Source organism: Atopobium sp. oral taxon 810 str. F0209 (assembly GCF_000466405.1).
Classification (GTDB): Bacteria; Actinomycetota; Coriobacteriia; order Coriobacteriales; family Atopobiaceae; genus Olegusella.
The window spans coordinates 49,369-61,703 of sequence record NZ_KE952943.1 but is presented as its reverse complement, the minus strand read 5'-3'; the positions used below and the strand labels follow the sequence as shown (position 1 = coordinate 61,703).

Genomic DNA, 12,335 nt, shown 5'->3' with positions numbered 1-12,335 from the left:
GCCTGCGGAAAAGTGACTACAACGGGTTCAAAAAGCACCCTTTTGCTTACATCGGGTTCAATAAGCGCCCTTGCGAAAATTTTTATCAGCGGTTTTGTGGCGTGTAAGGTACGGTTTTGAACCGTTTGCAAGCTGAAGGGACGCTTTTGAACCCGTTGTGGGGAAGCAGGACATGGCTCCCCCCAACCCTCAAAGTCGACTTGTGCCAAATTCCTGCAGTTATTGGTTGGCGTTTGGCGTATGGGCTTCTCTCGGGTAAAATTTCGAAAGTTACGTGGGATCTGTAGCTTGCTTAACAGCTGTTGCGGCCCACCAAAAGAAGGGTTTTTTATTTGCAAGACACGTCGTCGTCTTGGTCTTGGGCGGCAAAGCACTACTTGAGAGACAAGACGTACCTCCGCTTATGCGGCCAAAAGGTGCGCAGAAGAAGGGACTTTAGCGTGCAGCAAAGGCAGGCAGCAACTGGTCGACAAGCAAACAAGATTCTTGTACTTGCACTTGTGGGTACTTTGTTTGCATTCTCAATGCCGGCTGTTCTTCCCAGTGTCGCACACGCCGCTGGCAAAGATGACATCGCCTCTATTGCCAAGCGTATCGAGAAGGCAAACGACGACTATGATGCCGCGGTCAAGAAAGTCGAAGACGTCAAGGAGCGCATGAGTGAGGTTCAAGATCGTATTGACACGATTACCGCCAAACTCCCTGAGCAGCGTGAAAAGTCTGCAAGCTCTATGCGCGTTCTTTACAAGTTCCAGCAGTCCCGTGGCGGCTTGATTGATTTAGTGCTTTCTTCTGAGGATTTCTCGAGTTTGTTGTCGACTCTTCAGTATCTCAATATCATTTCGGACAAAAATACCGATGAAATTAGTTCTTTGGTAGAGATGCAAAATGAGCTTGAAGTAGCTCAGACAAGTCTCAAAGCTGAAAAAGCAGAGGCCGAGAAAGCCCGTCAAAAAGCAGCAGATGCATTGAATGCAGCCGAGGAAGCTCGTGCTGAGGCAGAGGCTCGCGCGGCCGAGCAGGCAAAGGAAGAGGCGGCAGCCCGCGAGGCAGCTCTTGCCGAGGCAAAAAAAGCTGAGTCCGAAAATAAAACCTTTAAGACCGCTAGTGGCAACGAAGCTAAGGTTAGCTCCAACACCAAAAAAGAAGAGTCAGCTCCTGCAAAAGTTGAGCACAACAAGTCTGCGGTCGAAACTGAGGATGGCAACAAAGAAAGCAGCGGTTCTTCTTCGTCTGACTCTGTTGACTCTTGGGCCGCACGCATTGATGCCTACCTTGCAGGTTCGCCGCTTGCCGGTCAAGGTAGGACCTTTGCCGAAGCTGCCCTGCGCTATGGTGTTGACCCTCGCTGGTCTCCGGCAATTTCATGCATCGAGTCTAGTAAAGGTGCTGCTTGCTTTAAGCCGCATAATGCTTGGGGCTGGGGTAGTTCTAGCTGGGGCAGTTGGGAAGAGGCTATCAATGCTCACGTTGCCGGTCTTGCGAGTGGCTATGGCTATACCATCTCGCTAAGCGCAGCAAAGAAGTATTGTCCGCCCAATTACTCTTTCTGGTATTCTTCCGTCTCCTCTGAGATGGCAAGCATCTAAACCAAATAGGTGTTTAAACTAAACTAGATTGACGCGCGAGTATCCGCTGCGATAGGTCTGGGTTGTCGACTCCTTTTGCTTCGTTTTGCTCCGCGCAAAAATGTGAGTATGGAGGTCGGGAGGCCTAGATGATTGATGAACAATTCAAGCAGAACGTTGATACCTTTGTAGATGAGGTCTGGGAAGACGTTGTTGCTGATATTCGCAGGCTCGTGCGTATCCGTTCTGTCGAGGATCGCACTGCTGCGAAGCCTGGTATGCCTTGGGGTCCTGCTTCCCATGAGGCGCTGGTAGTAGGTCTCGGAATTGCCGATCGCTTGGGCTTGGATGCACATGAGTGCGAAGGTTATTTGGGCTATGCAGACCTTATCGGTGAGTCGGACAAGCAAATCGCCACTATTGCCCATACTGATGTTGTGCCCGAGGGCTTGGGTTGGACCTTTCCTCCTTTTGATGTTTCTCGTAAGGAAGGTTGCCTAGTTGGTCGTGGTGTTTTGGACGATAAGGGTCCCTGCGTGTTATCGCTTTATGCTGCTCACTATTTTGCGCGTGAGGTTCAACGTACAGGCAAGAAGCTCCCGTATACTCTGCGTTGCATCGTGGGCAACAATGAAGAGACCAGTATGAAAGACCTTGACTGGTATCTTGAGCGCTACCCCATGCCCGAATTTGCGTTTTCGCCTGATGCAGAATTTCCGCTGATTTGTGGTGAGAAGGGCCTGTATTCAGGAACTTTTTGCTCGGGCAAGATCGCAGGTGGCATCATCGTTGAACTTGATGGTGGTACGGTTGGTAATGCAATTCCTGGTCGCGCGACTGCTGTGGTCAGGCGTGTAGCAAGTGAGTTGCCTGAAGCCGATAACATCGATATTGAGGCAGCGGGGGATAGTCAGGCACTCATTACTGCTCATGGCAAGGGTGGTCATGCCTCTATGCCTGCTGGTACCGTCAATGCAATTGCTTTGCTTGTTGATTACTTGCTAGAGCAAAACCTGTGCTCTGATGAGGAGCGTGTCTTCCTCGAGATGGAGCGCATACTGCTTGCGACAACAGATGGCTCTTCGGTGGGCATTGCCAGTGAAGATGATAAGTTCGGGCCACTGACGCTCATTGGCGGCACAGTGCGCACGGAGAATGGCTGCTTTGTACAAACGGTTGATTCACGCTTCCCAACTAGCACAACGGGCGAAAGCATTACCGAAACGCTTAGCACCTTTGGAGCTAAATATGGCTGCAGTTACGCTGAGGGTCGCAATGTTACGCCTTTTTATGTTGACCCTGAGCTGCCCGAAATTCGTTGCTTGTTGGATACCTATGAAGAGTATAGCGGACGTGAAGGCAAGGCCTTTACCATTGGCGGTGGTACCTATGCGCGCCACTTTGCCCGTGGAGCTGCCTTTGGTCCTTGGGATCCAGCCGATCCTGTACCCGAATGGGCAGGCCCTGAGCATGGTCCCGATGAGGCAATTCCTGAGGCCAGCCTTAAGCGCGCGCTCAAAATTTACATCGTGAGCATTGCTCGTCTGATGGAGCTCGAACTCTAAAAGTTTGCTTATGTCACAGATGGTTCAAACTTCGAGTTCAACAACCACCAAACCGCAGATAAATTTTTCTCCGAACTCGAGGAATGAACCATCTGTGGAAGCAATTGTATTTTATGGAAGCAGATTCGCTTTATCTGTCGCTTCAAGCGAGGCTTGGGGCGACATTTTATGCCAGATTAATATCCTGCCAGTCGGGCAAAAAAATATCTGCGAGCTGTGTTACGACCTGCTCGTCTTGCATAGGGTCATTACTAGCAACAGCGCAGGTTAACATCCCAATACTATGAGCAGAACGAATGCCTGCAGCAAGATCTTCGAATACAATACAGTTAGCGGGGGCAACACCAAGCCGGTGAGCCGCTTCGAGGTAAATGTCGGGATGGTCCTTGGGATGTGCCACTTCCTTCCCGTAAACTCGCTGGTCAAAAAGGCTGCGCACATCAATATGGCGACATGATTCTAATACCTCGGCATCGTTTACTGTTGCCAATGCACAGGGGATGCCCTGCTTTCCTAGGGCTTCGATATAGGCTTGAGCGCCTGGCCGCAAATGCACACGACTGTGGTAGAGTGCCTTACCCAACCGGTTCCACTCATCACAAATTTCATCGACAGTTTCGCGCAGACCAAAACGCTCGATGGTATAGCGTGCGCCCGCCTGGAAACCCATCATTGAGAGCATTCTCTGGTACTCAAAATCAACCTCAATACCGCGTGAACCTAAAAATATCTGATCAACCTCATGCCAAATGGAGTGCGTTTCGGCAATTGTTCCATCAAAATCAAAAATTGCACCTGCAAATTCTGCTGGCCAAAGTCGTTTATCTACTGCCATCTATTTACCGTTCTGCGCGGGGTATGTTGTTGTCTTTGGCATTCTAAAGGAGTCTATGGCTTATGCTGCGATTCAATTGCAGACACATACTACTATTTCATGCAAGTTAGCCTCATGTATCTTTTGTGCATGACTTTCTGCATAAATTGTGTATGTCCAAAGACTCTACCAGCAAACTTTAGCCGTCTACCGAGCCGCTAAGCGCTTTGCCGCTTTGTTTCTATCTGGTGATATTAAACGCTAAACTAGCAATGGTTATGCAATCAAATTAGCTTCGGCAGAAAGGACTGTCATGGCAGACGAGCAGGTCAAGCAGGACGCGCGCGCTTATATTGAGCGCGAGTGGGAGAACATTGTTGCTGATGTTGCTACCCTTGTCAGTATTCGTTCCGTTGAGGATATGGAGCATGCTACCGAGGGCATGCCGTATGGCCCCAAGCCCTACGAGGCTTTGTGCGCTGCATGCGATATTGCAGAACGTATGGGTTTTGATACTCACAATTGTGACGGCCATATTGCTTATGCAGATATTCCTGGCGCTTCCAAAAAGCAGCTCGCTCTTATTGGTCATACCGATATCGTGCCCGAAGGCACTGGTTGGACCTTCCCGCCCTTTGAAGTCACCCGTAAGGATGGCTATATGATTGGTCGCGGTGTTCTTGATGACAAGGGTCCTCTGGTTATGGGTATGTATGCAGCCAAGTTCTTCAAAGAGCAGGCTGACAAGACTGGAGAGCCTCTGCCTTATACCATCCGTTGCATCATCGGCAACAATGAAGAGACCGATATGCGTGACGTGGAGTGGTATATCGAGAACTTCGAGCAGCCCGCATTCCTCTTTACTCCCGATGCAGACTTCCCTGTAATCTGTGGCGAAAAGGGTGGTTATTCTGCCACCATTCGTCCCAACAAGGCAATTGCCGACCAGATTGTAAGCTTTGAGGGTGGCACTGCTGGCAACGCTGTTCCTGGTCAGGCGATTGCAAACGTACGCGCCGATGCTTCCAAGCTTACCGCTGCCGACCGTATTGAGGTTGAGGACTTGGGTGACGGTACAGTTCGTATCGTAGCTACTGGTATAGGTGCTCATGCCTCCACGCCCGAGGGTTCCGTAAACGCGATTCTCGTTCTTGTTGATTATCTCTTGGAGAATGGTATTGGTAGCGAGGCAGAGCGTCGCTTCCTTGAGCTTGATCATAAGGTACTTTGCACTACTGATGGCTCTTCCATGGGCTTTGCTTCCCGTGATGAGATGTTTGGTCCTCTGACCTGCATCGGTGGTACCATCCGCACCAAGGACGGTATGTTTGAACAGACCATCGACTCTCGTTATCCGACCTCTATTAGCTCAGATGAAATTAGCGCTGCCATTGAGAAGGTTCTTGCTGATTACGACGCTAATCTCACTGTGGATCTTGATATGCCAACCTTCTATATCAAGCCCGATAATCCCGCAATTCAGACCTGCGTGGACACGTACAACGAGTACACTGGTCGCGATTCCAAGGCTTATGTTATCGGTGGAGGTACCTATGCGCGTCACTTCAAGTGTGCCTGCGCCTTTGGTCCCAATGACCCCGCCTTCCCGATGCCCGACTGGATTGGCGCTGAGCACTCTGCCGATGAAGGTTTCTCTGAGGAGCAGTTCAAGAAGGCTTTGGAGATTTACATCGTTGCAATGTCTCGCCTTATGAAGCTTGACCTCTAAGCTCTGCTTGTACATGTATGGCTTTAGGCATCAGGCTTTTTGTCTGATGCCTTTTTTATATAAGCAGTTAGGTATTTGTACACTCGAAGTATGGTAGAAAACTCTCGCCGCATCGTACATAAAAGAATAATTTATAGCAAATATGCAATAAATATGTCCCCATTTAAGATATATAAAAAGTTAAAGCACTTTAATCATCATATAAAGAAAAAGATTAAGAATATTAAGACGCAAATTATAAGCTTTATATTTGTTTTTAGTTTTACTTAAGAATATGATTATGTGTGAGTTCAGTCAAAAAAATAATAAAGTATAAAGTATTATGGAGGATTTTAAGATGGAAAATGAAATGAAAATTGAAAGAGAAAAGTTGCTCATAGAGAGGGCGTTTATCTTTTCTTTTCCGCTGGTTCTGATGAATATCACCAAGGATGTCAGCACAAACACGATAGAACCTGCTAAATCAAAGTCTCCAGTCAATCAGTTTCTTCATGCGAAAGATCTTGCGACATCGGAGTTCAGACAGGTTGTTACACCAAATGTCGATACTCTGTATTCGCAGATTTTTTTCGATTTAAAGGATGATGCACTTGTGATTAAAAAACCGCAAGCCGGCAGGTATCTGATGTTTCAAATAATGGATGCATGGTCAAATACCGTAGCGATTTTGGGAACCGGCGGGGATACAGACGAAGAAAGGACCTACATACTCACAGGGCCTGCTTTTAAGGGAAATATTCCCGACGGCATGAAGAGAATAGAGGTTCCTACTTCTATCGGATGGCTTATCGGAAGGACAATCTGCTATGGTCCTGAGGATATAGCGAACATATATAAATTGCAAAATGAGATGGAAACAAAAACATTATCTGTTTGGCTTACAGGTGGCGAAATGCCTAAAGGTACCTATGATCCGGATAAAGAGGGTATTCCGATTATGCTTGCGATGAAGTTGTCTTCCAATGCTTATTTCGAGATGGTAAACAGATTATTAAGCGACAATCCGGCATATTCGGAGGACGGTGAATTACTCAGTGAACTTGCTGAATTAGGAATAGGTGCCGGATGCTCTTTTAAATCTTCTCTTTCACCTGTAGATTTGGAAAAATTTTGGCAGGAAATGAAAGATCGCCTTCTTCCGAAGCTTATTGAGGAAACATCCTGCTTCATGGTGAGAAATGGTAACTTTAAATTTTACGGAGATCCGATAAGTCGTTTCGGTACGCAATACGGATATCGCTGTCTCGTTGCAATTGCGGGTTTCGGTGCCAATCCTGTAGATGTCGCCGTTTACCTTAAAGCAGAAGAAGATAACAAAGGTGAAAAGCTGGATGCAAAAAACAGATACTTGTTACATTTCAACGCCGATGGACTTCCGCCTGTCGGAAAATATGGGTTTTGGTCGATAACCGCATACGGAGATGATGATTTTTTGATTTCAAACCCAATCGAACGTTATGCTATAAGCAATCGAAACGACTTCAGGTTAAACGACGATAATTCCCTGGACTTGATTCTTCAAACTGAAGAACCGAATGAAAACAGAGAAAACTGGTTACCTGTAGGAGAGAGAGGATTTCATCTTTATCTTAGAATATATAGACCCGGTAACAGCGTGTTAAACGGAACGTGGAAAGCACCTAAAATAACAAAAATCGACTAAACTATAAATAAAGCTGAACAAAAGGCTATATCATAGAATTGAGTCACAGCAATCAGCTGTTAGAAAAATATTAACAGGAGAAAAATATTATGGGAATTGAAAGAAAATCTTCGGGCAGGACCCGTTGTTCGTGTGCAACGGCGAGTACGGCTAAAGCTAATCAAACCTGGTATTCTTTGCTTAACTTTGGAGACGAACGTGAAAAAGAGTGTGCATTGAGAGGTCTGATTGAATCTCCGGACGGACTCGTCATTAAGCGTGATGACGGAGAAGTGGCGTGGAATCTCGAAAATTTCGATTTTGTCAAGGATAAGGAAGCACCGGATACGGTAAATCCGAGTCTATGGAGACATACCCAACTTAACGCCTACGCAGGGCTTTTTGAAGTATGTGATGGTATATACCAGGTACGTGGGTATGATATGGCAAATGCTACTTTCATTAAAACAGATCACGGCTGGATAATTTTTGATGTCTTGATGTGCAAGGAGAATATGGAAGCAGCTATGATACTCATGGAAAAGCATTTCGGAAAACTCAACATCAAGGCAATTCTTTATAGTCATTCTCATATAGATCACTATGGCGGAATTATGGGTGCAGTGAAGGCTGAACAGGTAGCAGATGCAAAACTCAGCTTAGAAGAACAGCTCGCTTCCGGTAAGATTCTGATATTAGCCCCCGAAGGTTTCTTGAAACATGCTGTGAGTGAAAACATTTACTGCGGACCTGCTATGGGACGAAGAGCTCAATATCAGTACGGGTCTCCTATGAAAGCCGGTGAAAAAGATCGTATGGCAATAGGTATAGGACTCGGTCAGTCCACAGGGACAGTCGGTCTTATGGCACCTACGATAGAGATTAAGAGCAATGATACTTTAATTATAGACGGGCTTGAAATCTGCTTTCATCTGACTCCTGGAACAGAAGCACCGGTGGAAATGAATGCATATTTCCCCAAATATAAAGGTCTTTGGATGGCTGAAAATTGCACAGGAACCATGCATAATATCTATACTCTCAGAGGCGCTGAAGTGCGTGATGCTGAGGCATGGGCACATTTCATACTGGAAGCCGAGTATCTTTTTGGAGACGAGACCGATGTAGTTTTTCAATCTCACAACTGGCCGCACTGGGGAAAAGAAACAATAAAGGAATATATGCGGGATACGGCTGCGGTTTATCAATATATAAATAATCAAACGCTGCATTATATCAATCAGGGAATGACATCTGCTGAAATTTCAAGGAGTTTAAAGCTTCCGGACAGGCTTAACAAAGTGTGGTATTGCCGTCAATATTATGGCACGCTGAGTCACAATGTAAAAGCTGTTTATCAGCGTTACATGGGTTGGTACGATGCCAATCCGGTCAATCTTAATCCGCTTACTCCCGAAGATACCGCAAAAAAATGGATTTCATACTTGGGCGATTTAGAAAGGGTTATGAGCAAGGCTAAGGAGGATTTCGACAAGGGAGAATACCAATGGGTAGCTCAGCTCACAAAGGAAATTGTATTTGCCAAACCGGATTTTCAGGAAGCAAGAGATCTTTGTGCAATGGCACTTGAACAACTCGGCTATCAATCTGAGAGCGGTCCGTGGCGTTGTGCATATCTTATGGGAGCGTGGGAGCTTTTTGACGGAAATCAGTCACGCAAAGAAGGAACCGCAAAAGGCTATGAAGTAATGATGATGGGTATGACAACGGAAATGATACTGTCATACATAGATATTATGACGGATTCTATGGCGGCGCAAGACGATAATTTTACTCTCAACCTGAAAATTACCGATACGAACGAAGAGTTCCTTGCGATTAGAAGAGATGGTATTCTTCTCGTCTATAAGGGCGAAGCAAAAAGTATGGCAGACTGTTCAATCAGTCTGAAACGCATTCAGTTCCTGTCACTTATATTTGGGAAAAAAGAAGTAATGGATCAGATTGTTATAACTGGAGATAGGACGGTACCGTTGCGTCTTTTAAAATATATGTCGCCGATAGTAAGAACATTCAACATAATAGAACCGTGAGGTGAAAATAACAGTGCTTAAAAAAAAAGAGGTGCAGTCAGCTTCCTTAAAACTGCAAATACTATAACAATATTGCTCATCATCCTTGCAACAGCGACAGCAAGAATGGGAGAGACTTCACTTTTTCGCAGGGTGCTCTTTACCTTTCATATGCCGATCTTCTTTCTGCTGTGCGGTCTTGCATTAGTTACACATAAGGGAAAAGGGCAAAACGGATGGTGCGATTTTTTGCGAAGAATGGCTCTTTCCTTCATATTTCCTTACTTTTTATGGTCGCTGATATATTCGAATTTTTCGTATAGAAACTTAATTTGGTTACTGTATGGTTCTTATGAAGCATTGATTAGAGCCGGCACACTTCCTATATTATGGTTTTTTCCTTGCATGTTTGTAGCCAGAATTATATTAGAGGGAGTTCTTTCTCTTGCTTCGAGTTTTGATTCCTTAAAGAGATTTGCCTTGCCATTGCTTGCTGTATTTTTATTTCTGGCGGGCATCCTCCTTCCAAAACTCGGAAATCTTTCCTATCCTTGGTGCATTAACATAGCTTTTACAGCAGCGGGTTTCATGTTGTTGGGATACTCTATGAAGCCTTTGATTGAAAAAGTGGGAAAGAATCCGGTGTGCACAGTCTTGATATTCGTACTTTCGGTAACCGTATTCATTGCGGGGAGCGTGTTGAGGGCAGAGAGTCTTGAAATGGTCCTGCTGAGAAGTGGAGATTACGGCGATATAGTTTGGTTTTTTGTAAATTCATTATCGGGTTGTCTGCTTGTACTTAGCATTTCGTCTCTTATCAGCCGTAATTGGAAAAAACATGGTCCGGTAATAAATGAGCAAAACGAAGAGGGAATTAACCGTGTCACCATGGGAATTTTAGTAATTCATATGCCACTTTTGCAACAGGTGGTTTTGCCGCTCCTTGGATTCATTCCTTTTTCTATACCGAAAATGCTGATTTTTCTGGTGGGTATGGTTCTGACAAAGTTTATTTCGGGATATCTAATTAAAGTCATTGCCAGGTATGTACCACAGCTATTCGGCATTTTCCCGGGAAGGCAGATGGAAATGATAAATTCGGAAGAAATCTAAAAATGGGGATCAGCGTAAAATTAAAATTACTTCGTCAGAACGGTTTAACTCAGGAAATTACCAAATAGTTTCAGTAATATTATTATATTCCATAATTATCACCTTTTGGTTCTTTGTTTTATGGTGAATCAATTATACCAAATGTGATCTTCTATGGAACTTTTTTAGTTCAATTTCATTTTACAATTGACTTTGATGAAAAAGTATAACATTCCTACGCTTGATAATCACAAAGTAACCGTATAAAAAGTCAGAGGGCAGCTTTTCCTTTGACAGCCTCTTTTGTGAAAACTCGGTAAATGCCGCCTTTAGAACATCCGCATCCCGACCCTTAAAAAATACAAGGTGCCGGGGCGGCGAAGTGCTGCTGTCTTTTTTCAGTGCAAAGTCGATTCCGTATTTCTTTGCCGTCGCTTCAAAGGCTTTGATGTTTTTATCCGTGATTTCGATATTGGAAATACCTGTATTTTGCTTCATAAGCTGTTTCAGACTTTGGTTCCCGTGGGGAAGCTGCTGTTTTGAAGATTGTTTTTAATTTCGGCAAGAAAAATCTTTATTGCCTTTTGCAACAACCTTGCTGTAATTTTCCACCCTTAATATACAGGGCAATTACTTTTTCGTTTATTTCATCCTGCAACTGTCATCCTCCTTTCCTGTTCTCTGAATTTTTTTATTCCTTAACTCTTACCCGAAGCCCGTTTATATTTCCCCGTATTCCTTTCAGGTACCATTCATCGTTTTTGTCTATATCTATCTCGGTGGGCTTCCACTTTCCATAGGTAAAGACTTCAAACTGATCTCCGGGATAAAGACCTCCTAAGTAGTCTTTCAAGTCAAAACGGATGTCATAAAGGTCGCGGTATTCGTCAAAGATAATGGTTCCCTGTTTCATAGTGATTTCTCCTTTAGAAGTCGTTTCTTCCGTACATATCGTGATTTACAAGTGAGGTGTAATAGTTTTCTATTGTGGACGGAGCATTAAAAAGTGCCGCCTTTAGATACTGTTTGATGTTTCTGACTTTCGTTGTGTTTTCCTGCATACAGTTAAGGACAAATTCAATATGTTCGCTGTTAAGCTTCATGAATTTTGCCTTCACAAGCTCTGCCGGGTATTCGTCGCCTGCAATTAAAATTCTTTTTCTTTTGCTGCATACGGTTTCAAGAATGAGGTCAAGAATTTCATCAATGCGATCACGATCAAGGCGTTTTGTGTTTATGAGGTGTTCATACTCGATATTGTCCTTGATGAGTTCCTCATAGATTTTGTATGCGTCTTTTTCTTCCTTTCCGTTCTTTTCCGATAAAGGCGGCTCTCTCAAAGGAGAGGGGTTAGGGGAAAGGATAGGAATGGAATCGGTACTTAATCCATCTTTATTTATTTCTTCTTTTTTTGATAGATCAGTTTTTTGTATATCTTTATTTAATTGCATTGGATTTTCCGACGTCGGATTATCCGTTGTCGGATTTTCCAATACCGGCTTATCCGATGTTGGATTTTTGGGTACCGGACTTTGCGGCTGCTCATAAATGGCATAGGTAATAGCTGTCATTTTTCCTTTCTCATCCCTGCCTTGCGACCTTTCGATATATCCTGTCTTTTCAAGCTCCAAGACAGCAGTACGAATGGCATCGATACTTTCTTTGTTGATATGGGAAAGTCCGGCAAGGGTATAGTCCCAGTTTTCCGGAAGTGAAAGCATCTGTGAGAGCAAGCCCTTTGCTTTTAGCGTTAGCTCTTTGTTTCGCAGATGATGATTGCTCATGACGGTATAGCCTTTGTTTTTCTCTACTCTGAAAACTGCCATGCGGATACTCCTTTCGTTTTTTATTTGTTACGCAGTAAAAGGGCAATTTTGAAAGAAAAGGTATAT

9 protein-coding genes and 1 pseudogene are annotated in these 12,335 nt (G+C 44.6%); 6 read left to right on the top strand and 4 right to left on the bottom strand.

Annotated features, from left to right (window positions below; genetic code table 11):
• Positions 1–440 precede the first annotated feature (440 nt).
• Positions 441–1,589 (top strand): coiled-coil domain-containing protein, encoded by a 1,149-nt coding sequence (locus tag HMPREF9069_RS03235; RefSeq protein WP_021625712.1) that lies wholly within the window; start codon positions 441–443, stop codon positions 1,587–1,589.
• 128 nt (positions 1,590–1,717) lie between these two features.
• Complete coding sequence (locus HMPREF9069_RS03230; protein ID WP_021625711.1) at positions 1,718–3,133, top strand: Sapep family Mn(2+)-dependent dipeptidase; 1,416 nt, start codon at positions 1,718–1,720, stop codon at positions 3,131–3,133.
• Positions 3,134–3,299: 166 nt separating this feature from the next.
• Here HMPREF9069_RS03230 and HMPREF9069_RS03225 read toward each other — a convergent pair whose 3' ends face one another.
• Complete coding sequence (locus HMPREF9069_RS03225; protein ID WP_021625710.1) at positions 3,300–3,968, bottom strand: HAD family hydrolase; 669 nt, start codon at positions 3,966–3,968, stop codon at positions 3,300–3,302.
• 292 nt (positions 3,969–4,260) lie between these two features.
• Between HMPREF9069_RS03225 and HMPREF9069_RS03220 the strand changes: the two genes are divergently transcribed.
• From HMPREF9069_RS03220 to HMPREF9069_RS03205, 4 genes are all read left to right on the top strand, one after another.
• Positions 4,261–5,676 (top strand): Sapep family Mn(2+)-dependent dipeptidase, encoded by a 1,416-nt coding sequence (locus HMPREF9069_RS03220; protein WP_021625709.1) that lies wholly within the window; start codon positions 4,261–4,263, stop codon positions 5,674–5,676.
• Between the two features lie 337 nt (positions 5,677–6,013).
• Positions 6,014–7,339 carry a DUF1254 domain-containing protein gene (locus tag HMPREF9069_RS03215; RefSeq protein ID WP_051317769.1) on the top strand — a complete coding sequence of 442 codons (1,326 nt, stop codon included), beginning with the start codon at positions 6,014–6,016 and terminating at the stop codon, positions 7,337–7,339.
• Between the two features lie 89 nt (positions 7,340–7,428).
• Positions 7,429–9,372 carry an alkyl/aryl-sulfatase gene (locus HMPREF9069_RS03210; protein ID WP_021625706.1) on the top strand — a complete coding sequence of 648 codons (1,944 nt, stop codon included), beginning with the start codon at positions 7,429–7,431 and terminating at the stop codon, positions 9,370–9,372.
• A gap of 105 nt (positions 9,373–9,477) precedes the next feature.
• Positions 9,478–10,464 (top strand): acyltransferase family protein, encoded by a 987-nt coding sequence (locus tag HMPREF9069_RS03205; RefSeq protein ID WP_021625705.1) that lies wholly within the window; start codon positions 9,478–9,480, stop codon positions 10,462–10,464.
• A 180-nt stretch (positions 10,465–10,644) separates the two neighbouring features.
• Here HMPREF9069_RS03205 and HMPREF9069_RS03200 read toward each other — a convergent pair.
• From HMPREF9069_RS03200 to HMPREF9069_RS03190, 3 genes and pseudogenes are all read right to left on the bottom strand, one after another.
• Positions 10,645–10,977 (bottom strand): annotated as a pseudogene (locus tag HMPREF9069_RS03200) (PcfB family protein); the annotation flags it as partial.
• A gap of 157 nt (positions 10,978–11,134) precedes the next feature.
• Positions 11,135–11,356 carry a DUF5348 domain-containing protein gene (locus HMPREF9069_RS03195; protein ID WP_021625703.1) on the bottom strand — a complete coding sequence of 74 codons (222 nt, stop codon included), beginning with the start codon at positions 11,354–11,356 and terminating at the stop codon, positions 11,135–11,137.
• Positions 11,357–11,369: 13 nt separating this feature from the next.
• Complete coding sequence (locus tag HMPREF9069_RS03190; protein ID WP_021625702.1) at positions 11,370–12,269, bottom strand: DUF6017 domain-containing protein; 900 nt, start codon at positions 12,267–12,269, stop codon at positions 11,370–11,372.
• Between the last annotated feature and the right edge of the window lie 66 nt (positions 12,270–12,335).